Origin of the sequence: Streptomyces sp. NPDC088762 (genome assembly GCF_044750905.1) — a bacterium.
Classification (GTDB): domain Bacteria; phylum Actinomycetota; class Actinomycetes; order Streptomycetales; family Streptomycetaceae; genus Streptomyces.
The window spans coordinates 153953-171840 of sequence record NZ_JBIVKT010000007.1 but is presented as its reverse complement, the minus strand read 5'-3'; the positions used below and the strand labels follow the sequence as shown (position 1 = coordinate 171840).

The following is a 17888-nucleotide window of genomic DNA, read 5'->3' as shown; positions in this document are numbered from 1 at the left end:
TCCCACCGAAGAACCACGACCGCGACAAGGAAAGACCCCACCGTGACCGCATCGCGCGTACTCGTCCTCAACTCCGGCTCCTCGTCGGTCAAGTACCAGCTCCTCGACATGGCGGACCGCTCCCGGCTCGCGGTGGGCCTGGTGGAGCGCATCGGCGAAGAGACCTCCCGGCTGGTGCACGAACCGCTCGCCGGCCCGGGCGCCGCGGGCGGCAAGCGGGAGACGGCCGGCCGGATCGCCGACCACGAGGCGGCGCTCCAGGCCGTCGCCGCGGAGCTGGCCGCCGACGGGATGGGCCTGGACTCCCCCGAACTGGCCGCGGTGGGGCACCGGGTGGTGCACGGCGGGACGCGGTTCACGCAGCCCACCGTCATCGACGACGAGGTGCTGGCGGAGATCCGCAGCCTGATCCCCCTCGCCCCGCTGCACAACCCGGCGAACGTGACCGGCATCGAGGTGGCGCGCGAGCTGCGCGGGGACATCCCGCAGGTGGCCGTCTTCGACACGGCCTTCCACTCGACGATGCCGGAGCACGTGGCGCGCTACGCGATCGACGCCGCGACGGCCGACAAGTACGCCATCCGGCGGTACGGCTTCCACGGCACCTCCCACGCCTACGTCTCCCGGGCGACGGCCGCGCTGCTGGGGCGGCCGGTGGAGGACGTGAACGTGATCGTGCTGCACCTGGGCAACGGCGCCTCCGCTTCGGCCGTCCGCGGCGGGGTATGCGTGGAGACGTCCATGGGCCTGACCCCGCTGGAGGGCCTGGTCATGGGCACCCGTTCGGGCGATCTCGATCCGGCGGTCATCTTCCACCTGGCGCGGGTGGGCGGCCTCTCGGTGGATGAGATCGATTCGCTCCTGAACAAGAAGAGCGGTCTGCTGGGCATGTGCGGCGACAACGACATGCGCGAGGTGCTGCGGCGGGCGGGCGCGGGCGACGAGGCGGCGAGCACCGCCTTCGCGGCGTACGTCCACCGTCTGAAGAAGTACATCGGCGCGTACGCGGCGGTGCTCGGCCGGGTGGACGCGGTGGCCTTCACGGCCGGGGTGGGCGAGAACGCCTTCCAGGTCCGGGAGGCCGCGGTGGACGGTCTGGCCGAGCTGGGCCTGGTGCTGGACCCGGAGGCCAACGCGGTGCGCTCCCCCGAGCCGCGGCTGGTCTCGGCGGACGGTTCCCGGGTGGCCGTGGCCGTGGTCCCGACGGATGAGGAACTGGAGATCGCCCTGCAGACGTACGCGCTGGTTACCCGTTAGTCACTTGGACTTTCCACCAGACGGAATATTCCGCTACGAAACAAACCGATAGGATCCGCTCCATGCGCCGTTCCAAAATCGTCTGCACGCTGGGCCCCGCCGTCGACTCGTATGAGCAGCTGAAAGCGCTCATCGAGGCAGGTATGAACGTGGCCCGATTCAACTTCAGCCACGGATCCCAGGCAGAACACCAGGAGCGGTACGACCGCGTCCGGAAGGTCTCCGAGGACACCGGGCGCGCCGTCGGCGTCCTCGCCGACCTCCAGGGCCCGAAGATCCGTCTGGAGACCTTCGCCGAGGGTCCCGTCGAGCTGGTGCGCGGTGACGAGTTCACCATCACCACCGAGGACGTCCCGGGTGACAAGTCCATCTGCGGTACCACCTACAAGGGCCTGCCCGGCGACGTCGCCAAGGGTGACCAGATCCTGATCAACGACGGCAACGTCGAGCTCCGGGTGACCGAGGTCGAGGGCCCGCGGGTCAAGACCATCGTCATCGAGGGCGGTGTCATCTCGGACCACAAGGGCATCAACCTGCCGGGTGCCGCCGTCAACGTCCCCGCGCTGTCGGAGAAGGACGTCGACGACCTCCGCTTCGCCCTGCGGATGGGCTGCGACATGGTCGCCCTGTCCTTCGTCCGCGACGCCAACGACGTCAAGGACGTCCACAAGGTCATGGACGAGGAGGGCCGCCGGGTCCCCGTCATCGCCAAGGTGGAGAAGCCGCAGGCCGTCGAGAACATGGAGGCCGTGGTCGCGGCCTTCGACGCGGTCATGGTGGCCCGTGGCGACCTGGCCGTCGAGTACCCGCTCGAGAAGGTCCCGATGGTCCAGAAGCGGCTCATCGAGATGTGCCGCCGCAACGCCAAGCCGGTGATCGTCGCGACCCAGATGATGGAGTCGATGATCACCAACTCCCGCCCGACCCGCGCGGAGGCGTCCGACGTCGCCAACGCCATCCTCGACGGGGCGGACGCGGTCATGCTGTCCGCCGAGTCCTCGGTCGGCGCCTACCCGATCGAGACCGTCAAGACGATGTCGAAGATCGTCGCGGCGGCCGAGGAGGAGCTCCTCTCCAAGGGCCTGCAGCCGCTGGTCCCGGGCAAGAAGCCCCGTACCCAGGGCGGCTCCGTCGCCCGCGCGGCCTGCGAGATCGCCGAGTTCCTCGACGGCAAGGCGCTCATCGCCTTCACCCAGTCCGGTGACACGGCCCGCCGGCTGTCGCGCTACCGCGCCACGCAGCCGATCCTGGCCTTCACCACCGACCCGCACACCCGCAACCAGCTCACGCTGAGCTGGGGCGTCGAGTCGTACGTCGTCCCGCACGTGGACAACACCGACGCGATGGTCGACCTCGTGGACGGCGAGCTGCTCAAGCTCGGCCGCTCGAACGAGGGCGACACCGTGGTCATCACCGCCGGCTCGCCCCCCGGCGTCCCCGGCACCACCAACATGGTCCGGGTCCACCACCTGGGCAGCGGCGCCCGCGACTGACCTCGCCGCACCGCCTGAACTCTGCCGCACAGAGGCCGAGGGCGGCACCCCGGATCCATGAAGGATCAGGGGTGCCGCCCTCGGGTTTTCCGGCTGCTCAGCCGAGATCAGGCCGGACGTTGAAATCTCCGTCCTCGACGAGCGCCCTCTCCAGTCCCAGCGGCTCCGCGAGCGCGTGGTATCCCGCGACGCGCGTGGGACCGACTGGCACGAAGTAGGACTTGAGTACCCGCAGCAGCACCCGGAAGCCGAGATCCGGATCGACGTGGGCGACGACCCGCCGCAGCGCCGGAACCACACCGGGCACCGGGGCATAGGCATGGCTGGCCGTGACCGACTCCAGGTCCCGGGCCACCGAAGCGATCTCGCCCAGCACCGCTTCCGTCAGCCCGCGCGCCGGCGGCGGATCCAGCGGAGCGGGTGCGTCCCCGACGTTCCACGTGATGCGGTACTCGGCGATCTCCTCGATCCAGGTAAGCCACTGGCGTCCCTCAATCCCGCAGGCCCCCAGGTCGAAGTCCCGGAACGTCCCCGCCTGCCACAGTGCGGACAACTCCGGACCGGACAGGTCCGACGCCAGCAGCCGCTTGGTGTCATCCAGCAGCTGATGGGCGAACGCACCGTCCTCGCGTTCCGCGAACCACCCCACGTGGGCCAGGGCGATGGACATCCTGTTCGTCCGGGGATGGTGGAACGTTTTCATCAGGCCGCTGAGTCCGATGTCCGCGCCGAGCCGGCGAGGAACCTGCTTCACCCATGTGTCCTTTACCTCGGGTACGTCGTGTACACGACGTACCCGTCCTGATGCTTTCCTGTCCGAAAGCAGGTGGCCCGCCCCCCGGACCGGGGGGCGGGCCACCGCAGGCACAGCCGGTTCACCTGGGATGATGCGGCTACTCCGGCGGGCCGATGTAGTTCTTGAGGCCCGGGACCGTGAGGGTGCCGCCGAACTGGCCGGCCTGGACGACCTTGACGTTCGTGAAGAACGCGAAGGGGACGTTCAGGGGCGGCGGGCTGTTCGGGGTGAACTCGATCGGGATCAGACCGAAGAGGTTCCCCTTGAGGCTCTCGGTGTACATCGTCACCGTGCCGCCGCGGATCTTGGAGGTGGAGCCGGGGCGGGACTTCAGGTGGGCGACGTTCCCCTCCTTGCCGACGGTCTGGTAGAGGTCCTTGATGTCCAGCGAGTCCGCGGTGAACTTCAGGACCTTCTTCGTCTTGCCGCCGGCCGTCTTGACCTCGACGATGCCGTGGTAGTCCAGGCCGTAGAGGGTCAGCAGGGAGCTGTCGAGGTACCAGGGCTCGTCCGGCAGGAGCGGGACGCCCTGCTCCAGCTCGGCGTCGGCCAGGGCCTTCGCGTCGTAGGTCGGGCAGGGGAAGGGTTCCTTCCCGTCCGCGTCCTTCGTCGCCCCGTCCTTGTCGTCGGACGCGTCCTCGCCGGCCGTGCCCGTCTCGTCCTTCGGGGTCTTGGCGGTGTCCTTGACCTCGTCGGAGAGCTCCTCGACGGATGCGCCCGCCGTCTTCGCCGCCTCGCGGATCGCGTCGGTGGCCGGGTCCGGCGCCGGGGCGGTCGGGGCGGGCTTCGTCGTGGTGGGGGTGGGCGTCGGGGTCGCCGTCGCCTTCGTGTCCTTGAGGGGCGCGGTGAGGCCGTCGGTGAGGTCCTTGAGCGCGTCGCCGAGACCCAGCGGGTCGAGCGGGTTCGCGGTCTTGGTCGGCGACGGGGAGGGTGCGGTGGCCTGGGTGCCGGCCTTGGTGTCCGCCGGGGGCTTGGTGGCCGTCGGGGACGGGGATGTACTGGGCTTCGGCTTCGCGGAAGCGGACGGCGAGGGGCTCGCGCCGGGCGACGCGCTCGCACTCCCGCTCGCGCTCGGCGAGGGCTTCGCCGAGGCCGTCGGCGACGGTGACTGCGTCGGCTCGTCGGACCGCGTCACACACGGCCCGGGGGCGAACGGGATGTCCGTCTCGTCGGCGACGGCCAGCTTGGGCGCCATGCCCATCCCGACGAACACGGCCGTCGGCATGGCCGCCAGCGCCATCGTCTTGCCGACGGGTATCTGGAGCTTGTTCAGCAGCGACTTCCTGGGCGCCGCGTGTCGCGGCCCCTTGCTCTCACGGGACTGCGCGCCGGGGGCCACGCCCCGCTGCGTCTCGTCACCCCGCACTGTTCCTCCCGCCATCGGCGTGGGCAGTCGTCTCGCTCGCGTATGCCGGCATGTCCGTGTCGCGCTGTCCCGGAACGCCGTGGGGGCCCGCCGCCATCGTCTCCGCCTTGCCCAGGTCGACCGAGGCCTGCCGGCCGTCCGCCAAAGGCTCCTCCGCCCGCTGTCCCGGGACCCAGGCGAGCGCGAGGGCGCCGCCGAGGAGCGCGGGGACGAAGCCCAGGCCGAAGCCGCCGAGGTTCGACACCGGCAGCGACACCAGGGCCAGCAGGATCGAGGCGACACCGGCGAAGACCCGGATCGCCTGCTGGAACCAGAGGGCGAGCCCCAGCGTGATCAGCAGGATCCCGATGATCAGTGCGCCCGCGCCGCCCGTGGTGGCCATCGCGAGGCTGAGGTTGCCGAGCCGGAGGTCCGCGTACGGGAAGTACGCGATCGGGAAGCCGCTGATGAGGGTGAACAGCCCGGCCCAGAAAGGACGGCGGCCGCGCCAGGCGTAGAAGTGGTACCACACCATGGTCAGCCAGGCGTCGTCTTCGGCGCGAACGTAAACCGGGGCCTGGGGGTTCATGGACAACAGCTCCCTGGAAACGGTGGTACGGAAATCTCTGGAGCCCGGACGGGCGGGCGGCGACCGGGAATCGCGCCGCCGACCGCCCTCCGGTCACTCGCCGGGACGGATTACTTCTCGTCCTGGTAGCACGGCTGGTCGCCACCGAGCAGGCGCAGCTTCAGGTCGGGCAGCTTGAACGTGCCCGCCGTGGTCGCCCACGCCTTCTGGCGCACGTTCGTCAGGATCGCCTTGTCGGCGCGCTGCGAGAACGCGTACGGGCTGGCGACCGTGCCGGCCTGCGGCTTGGTCTTGTGGCTCGCGTCACCGACCGCGACACCGATGTCCAGGTTCTTGAACTCGGCGTCGGTGTCGAGCTCCGCAACATCCAGGTAGATGTTGTCGGCGACGGCCGGCTTGCCCTTGTGGCCCGTGCGCAGCTGCAGCGTGATGTTGCCCAGCGGCGTCGGGGTCACCAGCGACTGGCACATGTTGGTGATCTCGGCGTGGCTGAACCCGGAGATGGTGACCGGGTGGTGCTGCGCGTTGCCCTTGAGGTCATGACCCTCGGCAATGCCGCCGTACTGGATGAGGTTGTCACCGTCGAGCTTGTCGGCCGAGACCTTGAAGTCCTGGCCGGAGACGCTGAAGGACGCCGCGAGGGCACCCTGCGCCAGACCCACACCGACCGCGGCGGTGGCCGCGATGCTCGGCACCATGACGAGCGCGAAGCGCTTCCATCTGGTCCCGCCACGAACCTGAGAACTCATTTCGTTCCTCCTTCTCGGACGTACATCTCCGGTCCGGGCCGTGCCCGTCCTGGGATGGGAGAAGTGCTACGTCCTCGGGAAGGAGCGCAAGCGGCCGGGCCGCGGCCGAGCCACGTCCGAATCACCGGCGATCACCCCCGAGCGACAACCACTGGGCCACGCGTTCGCGCAACCTGGAGGACAGGCCCCACCTTGTGGCGGAGACCCCCCTGTCCACACCCGGTGCCACTGCCACCGGGCGGCTCGGTGGGGACCCTCCGCCGCGGCTCCGGATGAGCGGCTCTGCGGGAAGGACCGAGCGTCGCCGATCGTGGTCCATTCCCGGCCGGGGCACAAGGGGGGTCGTTACTGGCGGGTAACGGCCCGATAACCTGAGCACGACCCGCCGCCATCGGGCAGCAACACAGGGTGTTACCGAGGGCCACGACAGATCGGTGGAAGAGTGAACACACCGGACAGTTCACGGGGTTCGATTTACTGCGAGTAACAGCGGCCGCAATTGCCAAGTTTTGGCAAAGTGCGGCCGCTGTTTATCTACGTGTCAACAAATCGTCGGTGGCGCGCCGATCGCCGGAGCGCCTCTGGACGCCGCCTCTAGAACAGCACCCGGGCGAGCGCCGTGCGCGCCGCCGCCACCCGCGGATCGTCGGCTCCGATGACCTCGAACAGCTCCAGCAGGCGCACCCGTACGGCGTCCCGGTCCTCACCGAACGTCACCCGCACGGTGTCCACCAGGCGCCCGAAGGCGTCCTCCACGTGACCGCCGGCCAGGTCCAGATCGGCCGCGGCCATCTGCGCCGCCGGATCGCGCGGGTTCTCGGCGGCCGCGGCGCGCACCGCCTGCGGGTCCATGTGCTGGACCCGGCTGAGCAGCTCGGCCTGGGCCAGGCCCAGCTTGGCCTCGGTGTTGCCGGGATCGTCGGACAGTACGTTCTTGTACGCCTGCACCGCGCCGCCCAGGTCACCGGCGTCGAGCGCGACGACGGCCGCCTCGAGCAGGGCGTCGTACGGACCGGCCGGGATCTCGGCCGGCGCCGCCGGGGTGGCCCCCGCGGCGTTCGGGTCCACCTCGATGCCGATGATCCCGAACCGCTCCTCGGCGACCTGGACCAGCTGGGCGAGGGTCTCGCGGATCTGCTGCTCGGGGGCCACGCCCTGGAACAGCGGCAGCACCTGGCCGGCGACCACGGCGAAGACCGCCGGGATGCCCTGGATGCCGAACTGCTGCATCAGCATCTGGTTGGCGTCGACGTCGACCTTGGCGAGCACGAGGCGGCCGGCGGCCTCGACGGTCAGGCGCTCCAGGAGCGGGCTGAGCTGCTTGCACGGCTGGCACCACTCGGCCCAGAAGTCCAGGACGACCGGGACCTCGGCGGAGAGCTGGAGCACATCGCGTTCAAAGCCGGCCTCGTCGACGTCGATGACGAGCGCGGAGGGCGGCACGGCGCCGGCGGCCGGACCGGCCCCGCCGCCCTGGGCCGCCTGTCGTGCCGCTTCGGCGCGGGCCTGCTCGGCCTTGGCCTTGGCCTCGCCGGCCGCCTTCACCGCGGCGAGGTCGACGACGCCGCTCATGGACATGTTTCTGGGCTGCATGCGTACATCCTCCCCCGTGTGCGCGCGCCGATGAAAAAGATCGCGTGAATTGCCGTGGTCCCGCGGCCGTCCCGCGTCGCGGCGCCGGGTCCCCACCTGGCGCCTGTAGCCCTTCGCGTGGTTGTCGCTCTTACGCTACGAGTCGTAGCGTAACTCCTCGCGGCCCGGTGGCGCCCGTGATCTGAACCACAGCGTTGCGCAATCCGGCCATCTGGCTACCGGCGGGTATGGTCTCGGCCATGCGCAACCCCAGTCCCGGCTCCAGCCCCGCCCGTACCGGTCGCCCCCGCAGCGCCGCCGCGGACGCCGCCATCCTCGCCGCGACCCGGGACGCGCTGGTGGACCTGGGCTGGTCGAAGCTGACGATGGGTGACGTCTCGGCCCGGGCCGGCGTGGCCAAGACCACCCTCTACAGGCGCTGGGCCGGCAAGAACGAGCTGGTCGTGGACGCGGTCGCGGAGCTCTTCGACGCGCTCGAACTCCCGGACCGGGGCTCCCTCGAAGCCGACATCGAGCACGTCGTCCTGCAGTTCGCGGAGCTGCTGCGGCGACCGGAGGCCCGTACGGCCCTGATGGCGGTGGTCGCCGAGTCCACCCGGGACGAGGCGCTGCGCGACCGGATCCGGTCGGCCATCGTGGACCGGCAGAAACGTCTCGTCGTACTGGGCCGCGAGCGGGCCCAGGCCCGTGGGGAACTCCCCTACGAGGAGGACGACACCCTCGCCGGCCACACGACGGACCTGATCTTCGACGTGATCGCGGGCACGGTGGTCCACCGGGCGCTGGTCAGCTCCGAGCCGGTGGACGAGCTCTGGGTCGCCACCTTCACGGCCCTCCTGATGCACGGCCTCCGCGGCCCGGCCTGAACGGCCTGAACGGCCACGAGCCTCCGTGGTGCGCAGGGCGGCCCCGGCGCCCGGCAGGCCCTGCGGGGCTGGTCCCCTACCCGCCCTTCCGCCGTTCCCCGGCTCCGCCCGGACCCGTCCTCAAACGCCGGACGGGCTGGAAACCAGCCTCGCCGGCGTTCGGGGCGCGAGGTTGCGGGGTCGCGGGGGCGTAGCCAACGGCGCCGCACCCACTAGAAGCCCGGCGGCTCCGTGTAGACGCCCCACTCCTCGCGCAGGACGTTGCAGATCTCACCGAGGGTGGCCTCGGCCCGCACCGCGTCCAGCATGGCCGGGATCATGTTCGACCCGTCCCGGGCGGCGTCGAGCATCGCGGCCAGCGTTTCCGAGACCTTGGCCTCGTCCCGGCGGGCCTTGCGGTCGGTGAGGACGCGCACCTGCTCGCGCTCCACCTCGTGGCTGACCCGCAGGATCTCCAGGTCCCCGGTGACCGAGCCGTGGTGGACGTTGACGCCGACGACCCGCTTGTCGCCCTTCTCCAGCGACCGCTGGTACTGGAAGGCCGATTCGGCGATCTCCCCGGTGAACCAGCCGTCCTCGATGCCGCGCAGGATGCCCGAGGTGATCGGCCCGATGGGGTGTTGCCCGTTCGGGTGGGCGCGCAGACCGCGCTCCTTGATCTGGTCGAAGATCTTCTCGGCGTCCGCCTCGATGCGGTCGGTGAGCTGCTCGACGTACCAGGAACCGCCCAGCGGGTCGGCGACGTTGGCGACGCCGGTCTCCTCCATCAGCACCTGCTGGGTGCGCAGCGCGATCTCGGCGGCCTGCTCGCTCGGCAGCGCGAGGGTCTCGTCGAGGGCGTTGGTGTGCAGGGAGTTGGTGCCTCCGAGGACGGCCGCGAGAGCCTCCACGGCGGTGCGGACGACGTTGTTGTACGGCTGTTGCGCGGTGAGCGAGACGCCGGCGGTCTGGGTGTGGAAGCGCAGCCACATGGACTTCTCGCTCTTGGCGCCGTAGACCTCCTTCATCCAGCGGGCCCAGATGCGGCGGGCGGCCCGGAACTTGGCGATCTCCTCGAAGAAGTCGAGGTGCGCGTCGAAGAAGAAGGAGAGCCCGGGCGCGAAGTGGTCCACGTCCATGCCGCGCGAGAGCCCGAGCTCCACGTAGCCGAACCCGTCGGCGAGGGTGTACGCCAGCTCCTGCGCGGCCGTCGCCCCGGCCTCGCGGATGTGGTAGCCGGAGACGGAGAGCGGCTTGTAGGCCGGGATGCCCTTGGCGCAGTACTCCATGAGGTCGCCGATGAGGCGCAGGTGCGGCTCGGGCTCGAAGAGCCACTCCTTCTGGGCGATGTACTCCTTGAAGATGTCCGTCTGGAGCGTGCCGTTGAGCACGGCGGGGTCCACGCCCTGCCGCTCGGCGGCGACGAGGTACATGCAGAAGGCGGGCACGGCGGGGCCCGAGATGGTCATCGAGGTGGTCACGTCGCCGAGGGGGATGTCCTTGAACAGGACCTCCATGTCGGCGGCGGAGTCTATGGCGACCCCGCAGTGCCCGACCTCGCCGAGGGAGCGGGGGTCGTCGGAGTCGCGGCCCATGAGGGTCGGCATGTCGAAGGCCACGGAGAGCCCGCCGCCGCCGGCGGCCAGGATCATCTTGTAGCGCTCGTTGGTCTGCTCGGCGTTCCCGAACCCGGCGAACTGCCGGATGGTCCAGGTCCGCCCGCGGTAGCCGGTGGCGTGCAGCCCCCGGGTGTACGGGTACTCGCCCGGCCACCCGATGCGCTCGAATCCCTCGTACGCGTCTCCGGGCCGGGGCCCGTAGACGGGATCGACGTCATCCCCGGAGAGCGTGGTGAAGTCTGCCTCGCGCTTGCGGGCCTTGTCATAACGGGCCTGCCAGCGGCGGCGGCCCTCCTCGATGGCGTCAGCTTCCATACCCATGAATTTACTAGGACGTCCTAGTAAATGTCGATGGGCAACCCCGGGGGAGGTCCCCCGGGGGAGGTTTCGCCCTATCGGCGCACCGGGAAGTACTAGGCCTTCGCGGTCGCGAGACCGTCCGCGACCAGCGGCTCGACCTCGGCGCGGACCTTGCGCTCGACGAAGAACGCGGCCAGCGGGATGGTGCCGCTGATCATGACCCAGAGCATCTTGCCGAAGGACCACCTGGCCTTTGAGCTCAGGTCGAAGGCGAAGACGAGGTAGATCATGAAGAGCACGCCGTGGGCCTGGGACACCACGAAGGTCAGATCGGCGCCCTTGTCGAAGCCGTACTTGAAGACCATGCAGGTGCAGAGCACCAGCAGCATCACGGCGGTCGCGAAAGCCATCACCCGGTAGCGGGTCAGCACACTGCGTTTCATGGCGTCGAGCCTAACCGTCCGCTTTGCGCGATCTTGACCGGGGCCGGACCTCGGCGGCTGTGCGGCTCTGCGGCCTGCCTAGCTCTCCTCGAAGTCCGCGGCGGCGACCCTGAGGGGGCGCAGCAGCGCGAAGATCTCCGCGCATTCCTCGTCGTCGTAGGCGCTCAGGCCGAAGTCGATCGCCATCAGGTCCCTGGTGGCGGCCTCGACGACCTCACGCCCCTTGTCCGTGATGGAGGCGAGGGTCCCGCGGCCGTCGTTCGGGTTGGGCCGCTTGTCGACGAGCCCGGACCTCACCAGCCGGTCGACGGTGTTGGTCACCGACGTCGGGTGGACCATCAGGCGCTCGCCGATCTTCGACATCGGCAGCTCGCCGGCCTTGGAGAAGGTGAGCAGCACCAGCGCCTCGTACCGCGCGAAGGTCAGTCCGTACGGCTTGACCACCGCGTCGACCTCGCCGAGGAGGATCTGGTGCGCCCGCATGATCGAGGTGATGGCGGCCATCGAGGGCACCGGCCCCCAGCGCTGCTGCCAGAGCTCGTCGGCGCGGGCGATGGGGTCGAAGGGAAGGCTGAGCGGCTTGGGCACGGTCCAGACCCTACCGGGCGGTCATATGACCGGGGGGCCCGTCTCACTCCTCGGCCGCCGGGATCTTCGGGGCGCTCGCCCGCAGTTCGGCGAGCAGCAGCAGGACGGTGGCCGTGCCGAGGGCCCCGGCCCCGGTGACGACCACGTGCACCGGCAGGAACTCGGCGGCGAGCCCGGCCAGCGCCATGCCGATGCCCTGGAGGGTCATCAGGCCGGTGCTCAGCAGGGTCATGGCCCGTCCGCGCAGGTCGTCCGGGACGGCGTCGACGTACCAGCGGTCGAGCCCGAGGGTGTAGGCGTGGGCGAGGCCCGCGAGCAGCAGGGCGGCGAGGACGACGGGCACGCCGGGCCGGGCGGCGTACAGCAGCAGCGGCAGCAGTCCGGCGGCGGCGAGCGGGGCCGTGATCCGCGAACGCGTTCGGGCGGTGAGTGCGGAGCCGGCCCAGAGCTCCCCGGCGATCGTGCCGACGGGCAGGGCGCACATCAGCAGTCCGAGCACGGCCGTGCCGGCACCGAGGCCGGCGGCGTACGGGGCGAGCAGCGCCTCCGGTACGACCACGAACACGGGCGGCAGCCAGCCCAGGAGGGTGAGCGCGCGGATCCGGCGGTCGCCGAGGACGGCCCGCAGCCCGCCGAGCGGGGACTCCCGGGAGCCGCCGCGTGCGGGGCGGGCGCGGGTGCCGAGGCGCAGGAGGAGCGCGGAGCCGAGGAATCCGGCGGCGGTCAGGGTGATGGCCCCGGTCGGGGCGAGGACGGTGAGCAGCAGCCCGCCGAGGCCGAAGCCTACGAGCTGGGCGCCCTGGGCCACCATGCGCAGCAGCGAGCGGCCGAGGACGAAGGCGTCGCCGGGGCCGAGGATGTCGGGGAGGGAGGCGCTGCGGGCGCCCTGGAACAGCGGGGCGACGAAGGCCATGGCGCAGCGCAGTACGAGGAGCAGCGCGACGGGCGTGCCGGGCACGGCCATGGCCGCCGCGCAGGCGGCGCAGACCAGATCGCACCCGACGAGCACGCGCCGCGCGGGGTACCGGTCGGCGAGCCCGGCGAGCAGGGTGCCGCCGAGGGCGTACGGGAGGAATCCGAGGGCGAAGGTGAGCGCGCTCATCAGCGGCGAACCGGTGACCCGGTAGACGAGGACGGTGAGCGCGATCTCGGCGACGACCACCCCGAGCACGGAGAGGAGATGCGCGGCGAAGACGGCCCGGAACTCCCCGATCCGGAACACCGGGCCGTAGCCGGTACCGGCGGGAGCGCCGGTCTGCTGGACGGTTGACATGCCGGGAGCTTCCCGCCGACTAGGCTGGGCGGCGTAGAGATTCGGCCTGTTCCGAATCTTCCGGACCCGAACCGCAGGGAGCGGCCGGCATGGGGTTCCACTTCCGTTTCGGACCGGGCGACCTGCTGCGGTGCCGTTTCTCCCTCTCACCCCGCTGGGAAACCCAAGAGGCCGTCCGCGTCCTGCTGCGCCCCCACCGGCAGGGCTACCACCTCCCCTGGATCCGCCAGGTGCGGGCCGCCGCCGAGGGGCTGGACCTGCGGCCGCTGTGGCTCCTGATGCCGAACAAGGGACACAATCCGGACTTCCTCAGCCCGCCCCCGCTCGGCCCCTCCGTCACCTTCGAGGAGGAGCTGGCCCGTATCCGGGCCTACGATCCGGAGCCGGTGCGCGAGGACCTGCGCCGCTCCCTCGCCTGCACTCCCGGCGCCCTGGAGAGCGACATCGGGCGGCGGATGCTGGCGGACCCGGCGCGGGCGGTGCGGGAGCTGGCCGATCTGTACGAGCAGGCCTGGGAGGCGTTGATCGCCCCGCACTGGCCCCGGCTGCGCGGCCTCTTGGAGGCGGACATCCTGTTCCACTCCCGGCGGCTGGCGGCCGGCGGGCTGGAGGCGCTGTTCGACGGCCTCCATCCGGACCTGCGCTGGCAGGAGGAGACCGGCACCCTGACCATCGACAAGCACGGCCACCACGACCGCACCCTCGACGGGCAGGGCCTGCTGCTGATGCCGAGCGCCTTCGTCTGGCCGGAGGTGGTCGGCGGCTACGACCCGCCCTGGCAGCCCACCCTCGTCTATCCGGCGCGCGGCATCGGCGCCCTGTGGACCGCCTCCCCGGACCGGGCCCCGGAGGCGCTGGCGCGGCTGCTGGGCCGGGCCCGGGCCGAGGTGTTGTGCGCGCTGCACGAGCCCGCGTCGACGACGGCCCTCGCCCACCGGCTGGGCCTCGCTGCCTCGACGGTGTCGACGCACCTCAAGGCGCTGCGGGCGGCGGGCCTGCTCGTCCCGTCCCGGCACGGCCACCAGGTCCTCTACGAGCGCACACCCCTGGGCATCGCGCTGGCGAGCGGCAGTCCGGCCGGGGACGTGCCGGTGTGACCCCGGGGTGTGGCCGCGCGTCACGTCACGATGCCCCGGTCCGCTGCCCGACCGGCCCCGGGGTCCGGGCCCCGGGTGACCCTCAGGCGTGGGCGCCGGCCGGTTCGTACGGATCGACCGGCAGCGGATCGAATGGGTGGGCCGTGTGCCCGCCCCTGGGCGAGCAGGCGCCGAACGGCCCGGTGTCCGGGTCCGTCAGCACCCGCAGGTGCGGGTCCGCGTGGTGCAGCCACCACGTGGACATCCCCAGCATCGGGTCGTGGCGCAGGTGCTCCCAGGCCAGCCACAGCGCGGACAGCCTGGCGCCCGCCTCGGGGTGCTCCCACCAGCGGGGACACCAGGTGGCGGACGTCCCGTTCAGGCGGCGCCGGACCGTCGGTGCCAGATATCCGGAGACGAAGGCGAAGACGTCGGCGAAGTAGAACTCCGCCCCCTCAGGGGAAGACTCCCCGCCCCCGGTAGCGGTACTCATCAGCGCTCGACCCCCGGGGCGCGCGGCACGAGCTCCGGCACGGGGTTGTACACCCCGTGGTTCGAGGGCCGCCCGGGACCGGGCAAGGCCACCTTCGCGGGGATGTCCACGCCCTGCATGAAGCCGTGCGCCCGGTCCGGCCCGGAGCGGGCGGACGCGGCCGGCGGTGCGTCCAGGTCCGCGTAGCCGTCGGCCGACATCAGCCGGGCGAGCGCGGCCTGGTGCTCCGCCCGCCTGTGCTCCGGCACGTCGATGGCGCCCAGCTTCTGCGCGAAGTCCTTCGGCGTCGTCTTCTCGGGGTCGAAGTCCTCCATGCGCACCTGACAGCGCACGGCGTCGTCCGCTATCAACTCGTCTATGTCGTGCGGCAGGTGCTCGTGCCGGGGGGAGGGCAGGGCGAACTGCACGCCTTCCTTGCCCACCCGCTCGTGCGCGAGCAGCTGCGGGAGTTCGTCCTTGCCCAGGACGGACTCCTCGCCGATGTCGGCGGCGAAGACGACGACGGGCCCCTTGGCCGCCTCGGCATAGCGGCGGGAGACCGTGCTCCACACCTCCGGGGCGAGGGCCTTCGCCTCGGCCTCCGTCATACCCAGGTCGTCGACGAGCATGGCTTTGACCTCAGGACTCCACAGGTGGTACGAGTCCAGCTGCCGCCCTGCCGGACTGTCCTCCAGCACCTGATAGTTCCGGGTCTCGCCACATGCCTGGGCCAGGAAGCGGTGGCCCACCTCGGCCGGGGATCCCTCCGGTTGAGACCTGAAAGACCAGAACGCGCGGACGTCCCCGCGGTCCTCATGGGTGACCGACGTGCTCGCGGCGACGTCCCGGATGAAAGAAGAGGCGTCCGGAACGGCGCGGCCCTCCTGTATCGCCACCTGCCAGTCCCGGCTGATGCGTTCCCGGATCTCGATGATCTGCTCCCGCGTGCGGGGCTTGGCACTCTCGTAGGCACGCTCGCGTGCCAGGGCCGCGGTGAGCTCTTCGCCCGTGGGCGGAGCGGCGTCGCTCATCGGCGGATGCGCCGGAACTCTGCGGGCGCATGCAGCTGGAGCGAGATGGCCGACGCGCCGGGTACCTGGTCGGTCCAGGTCGGGAAGGCCACGGACTGACTCAGTACGACCCACGGCTGTGCCGGTGCGTCACCCACGGGCTTCCAGTGGGCGAAGCGGTAGGGCCTACGGCTCTCCAGACGGAACGCCCGATCCGGCCAGTACGAAGGAACCGGCGGTTCCGGGAAGTCCGCGGCGTCCCAGGAGCCCGTCCAGGTGGGCGCGCCCAGAACCTCTTCGGCGGCCTTCAGATAGACCGGCCAGGTCTCGGCTGCGACGGAGAGCACCTCGCCGTTCTCGGCCGCCGTGCCGGCCTTCACTTGCCAGGGGTAGTGCGACAGGCTTTCCACCGGGCTCCACTGCCCGCCCAGCACGTCGAAGAACGTCCAGCTGCCGCCGCTGCGCGTGGTCACGTTCAGCTGCCGGTCGAAGGTCTCCGGCTGCCAGCCGTACCGCTCGCACCACTTCCGGAACTCCGGCGACCCGCCCTGGGGCGGCCCCTCCCACACGGAGACCCAGTCGACTCCCTGCCAGCCCTCCAGCTCCGCGGTCAGGTCCTGCGCCGTGCGGCCCGTCGTTTCCGTCAACATCCGTCTCTCCTTGCTCATTCGGTGCTCTTGCGACCGTATCCCGGTCGCACGTGCGTTCAGGGGCGGGCGCCGGGATCGTGGCGGCTCAGGGAGGCCTTGACCGCGTCGGCGTGCGGGCCCTCCCACCACGGCAGCGTTTCGACCAGGACCGGTTTGGTCCCGGAGGCCAGGACGAGCGCCCGGCCCGGAGGCATCGCGCCCAGGTCGGAGACCTTCAGGACGCGGTCGCGGCGGACGGACTCGTTCACGGTGCGGTTGCCGGACCAGCCGATGAACTCCGCCTCGCGGGTCGCGGTGAACTCGCGGACCTCGTACTCGCCCGCCAGCTCGGAGAGGTCCCCGAGGAAGCGGGTGTCGGAGACGCCGCCGCCGTAGACCCGTACGTTCGCGGCGGACCAGAGCTTCTCCATGCCCCGCTCGCCCCACACCTCCACGCCCTGCGCCCAGGACTGGAGGATCGTCATGAGGATGATGCCGCGCGAGCCGTAGTGCGAGTACAGGTCGGGCAGGGCGCGCCAGCGGCAGACGTTCGCCGCCTCGTCCAGCACGGCCAGCAGCGGCTTCGACAGCCGGCCGCCGCGCTGGGAGGTGGCGTACTCCTCCGCGGCCTCGACGACGGCCACGGTCAGGGCCGTCACCAGCGGGCCGGCCGAGTCGCCGCCCTCCCGGGACAGCGAATAGAGGGTGCCGTCGCCGCGCACGAACTCGGCGGGGTCCAGCTCCGGGCGGTCGTCGTCGTCGGACACCGGCGTCACCCACCTGTTGACCTCGGGATTGACGAGGCAGGACGCCATCTGCTGGGCCACGCCGTAGATTCCGCCGCGCTGCCTGTCCGGAGCGGTGATCACCCCGAACAGGGCGTCCGCCGGCATGTGGTGTCCCGCAGCGCGCAGGATGCGCTCCGGGCTGTCGTCCTTCGGGTTGGCCAGCCAGGTGTAGATCCGGGTGATCGGTGCCTTGGCGGTGGCGGCGGCGAGCAGGAGGTTGGCGAGCAGGTCCCGGCCGGCGGGGTCGAAGTAGGCGTCGGTGGCGGCGTCCGCGTCGCGCGAGCCCGAGGCGAAGTGCTCGGCCAGCTTGCGGGCCCGGGCCACGTCCGTCACGTACGAGAGGGGGTTCCACCACCAGGTGGGCGGCTCCTGGGCCACCTGCTGCGGGTCGAAGACCCAGACGGGACCGTGCGCGCCGCGCGGTCCGCGGGTGGCGTCGACGATGTCCCGCTTGTTGGAGGTGACGAGCACGGCGCCCGGGGCGTCGAGGATCGCGGGTATCGCGCGGCGGGTCGTCTTTCCGGTGCGCGGGCCCCAGATGTCGACGTGCATGTCCTCGAACGAGCCGTACAGGGGCTGCCGTCCGCGCAGCGAGCGGCCTATGAGGACGCCGGGGACACGGCTTCGCACCCCGAGGCGCGCGGCGGTCGCGGAGGCACCCTTGGCGCTGAGGCGGCCCAGCTCGTCGTCCTGCGCGAGATGCTCGGCCGCGTTGTCGACGTCGGGTTTCCGGCGCAGGCGCAGCCGGAGCCGGTACACGGCGAACGCCGTCACCGCGACCACGAACACCTCGGCGGCCGCGAAGGCGTTCGCCGGTCCGCCCGGCCACGCGTACGCACCCGTGACGAGGTCCACGGCGAAGACCAGCGGGCCGGCCGCCGGGGGCTCCCCGCCCGCGGACGCGCCGAGGCGCGCGGCGAACCAGGCACCGCACACGAGGACCAGGGCGGCGGCCACCAGAAGGGCGGCCTCCTTCGCCCACGCGTCGCCGGGTCTCGGCTGCTTCTGCTGATCGGCGGTCAT

General features: G+C 71.3%; 17 protein-coding genes. 4 read left to right on the top strand and 13 right to left on the bottom strand.

What is annotated here, in order from left to right:
• The first annotated feature begins 42 nt into the window (after positions 1-42).
• Both ACIP5M_RS18780 and pyk read left to right on the top strand, forming a co-directional pair.
• Entirely contained in the window at positions 43-1257 is a 1215-nt protein-coding gene (locus tag ACIP5M_RS18780; protein WP_401198323.1) for an acetate kinase, read from the top strand.
• A 62-nt stretch (positions 1258-1319) separates the two neighbouring features.
• The gene (gene pyk, locus ACIP5M_RS18775; RefSeq protein WP_401198321.1) at positions 1320-2750 is read left to right on the top strand and encodes a pyruvate kinase; all 1431 of its coding nucleotides are present in this window, start codon (positions 1320-1322) and stop codon (positions 2748-2750) included.
• Positions 2751-2847: 97 nt separating this feature from the next.
• Here the strand turns inward: pyk and ACIP5M_RS18770 are convergent, their stop codons facing one another.
• From ACIP5M_RS18770 to ACIP5M_RS18750, 5 genes are all read right to left on the bottom strand, one after another.
• Positions 2848-3420, bottom strand: coding sequence for a hypothetical protein (locus ACIP5M_RS18770; RefSeq protein ID WP_401198319.1), 573 nt, complete (start codon positions 3418-3420; stop codon positions 2848-2850).
• Between the two features lie 223 nt (positions 3421-3643).
• A complete protein-coding gene (locus ACIP5M_RS18765) occupies positions 3644-4912 on the bottom strand; it encodes a hypothetical protein (RefSeq protein WP_401198317.1) in 1269 nt (422 codons plus the stop codon).
• Complete coding sequence (locus tag ACIP5M_RS18760) at positions 4902-5480, bottom strand: DUF6114 domain-containing protein (protein WP_401198315.1); 579 nt, start codon at positions 5478-5480, stop codon at positions 4902-4904. The genes ACIP5M_RS18765 and ACIP5M_RS18760 overlap by 11 nt, the downstream gene beginning before the upstream one ends.
• Positions 5481-5590: 110 nt before the next feature.
• Positions 5591-6229 (bottom strand): DUF6230 family protein, encoded by a 639-nt coding sequence (locus ACIP5M_RS18755; protein WP_401198313.1) that lies wholly within the window; start codon positions 6227-6229, stop codon positions 5591-5593.
• 594 nt (positions 6230-6823) lie between these two features.
• Complete coding sequence (locus ACIP5M_RS18750; RefSeq protein ID WP_401198311.1) at positions 6824-7822, bottom strand: tetratricopeptide repeat protein; 999 nt, start codon at positions 7820-7822, stop codon at positions 6824-6826.
• 239 nt (positions 7823-8061) lie between these two features.
• Here ACIP5M_RS18750 and ACIP5M_RS18745 point away from each other — a divergent pair, with 239 nt between their 5' ends.
• The gene (locus ACIP5M_RS18745) at positions 8062-8688 is read left to right on the top strand and encodes a TetR/AcrR family transcriptional regulator (protein ID WP_401198309.1); all 627 of its coding nucleotides are present in this window, start codon (positions 8062-8064) and stop codon (positions 8686-8688) included.
• Positions 8689-8900: 212 nt separating this feature from the next.
• On the opposite strand, the gene ACIP5M_RS18740 is transcribed toward ACIP5M_RS18745, so the two are convergent.
• The 4 genes from ACIP5M_RS18740 to ACIP5M_RS18725 form a co-directional block, all read right to left on the bottom strand.
• Complete coding sequence (locus ACIP5M_RS18740) at positions 8901-10601, bottom strand: methylmalonyl-CoA mutase (RefSeq protein ID WP_401198307.1); 1701 nt, start codon at positions 10599-10601, stop codon at positions 8901-8903.
• A gap of 98 nt (positions 10602-10699) precedes the next feature.
• Entirely contained in the window at positions 10700-11029 is a 330-nt protein-coding gene (locus ACIP5M_RS18735) for a DUF3817 domain-containing protein (RefSeq protein WP_401198305.1), read from the bottom strand.
• Positions 11030-11107: 78 nt separating this feature from the next.
• Entirely contained in the window at positions 11108-11617 is a 510-nt protein-coding gene (locus ACIP5M_RS18730) for a MarR family winged helix-turn-helix transcriptional regulator (protein WP_215020540.1), read from the bottom strand.
• A 43-nt stretch (positions 11618-11660) separates the two neighbouring features.
• Complete coding sequence (locus ACIP5M_RS18725; RefSeq protein WP_401198303.1) at positions 11661-12890, bottom strand: MFS transporter; 1230 nt, start codon at positions 12888-12890, stop codon at positions 11661-11663.
• An 89-nt stretch (positions 12891-12979) separates the two neighbouring features.
• Here ACIP5M_RS18725 and ACIP5M_RS18720 point away from each other — a divergent pair, with 89 nt between their 5' ends.
• Positions 12980-13987, top strand: coding sequence for a DUF5937 family protein (locus tag ACIP5M_RS18720; RefSeq protein WP_401198301.1), 1008 nt, complete (start codon positions 12980-12982; stop codon positions 13985-13987).
• A gap of 82 nt (positions 13988-14069) precedes the next feature.
• On the opposite strand, the gene ACIP5M_RS18715 is transcribed toward ACIP5M_RS18720, so the two are convergent.
• From ACIP5M_RS18715 to ACIP5M_RS18700, 4 genes are read right to left on the bottom strand one after another with little or no spacing between them, the layout of a single operon-like run.
• Positions 14070-14459, bottom strand: a complete 390-nt coding sequence (locus ACIP5M_RS18715; protein ID WP_401198299.1) for a DUF4913 domain-containing protein — start codon at positions 14457-14459, stop codon at positions 14070-14072.
• A complete protein-coding gene (locus tag ACIP5M_RS18710) occupies positions 14459-15469 on the bottom strand; it encodes a hypothetical protein (RefSeq protein WP_401198297.1) in 1011 nt (336 codons plus the stop codon). The genes ACIP5M_RS18715 and ACIP5M_RS18710 overlap by 1 nt, the downstream gene beginning before the upstream one ends.
• Positions 15466-16098, bottom strand: a complete 633-nt coding sequence (locus ACIP5M_RS18705) for a hypothetical protein (protein WP_401198295.1) — start codon at positions 16096-16098, stop codon at positions 15466-15468. The genes ACIP5M_RS18710 and ACIP5M_RS18705 overlap by 4 nt, the downstream gene beginning before the upstream one ends.
• Before the next feature lie 56 nt (positions 16099-16154).
• Positions 16155-17888, bottom strand: coding sequence for a type IV secretory system conjugative DNA transfer family protein (locus ACIP5M_RS18700; protein WP_401198293.1), 1734 nt, complete (start codon positions 17886-17888; stop codon positions 16155-16157).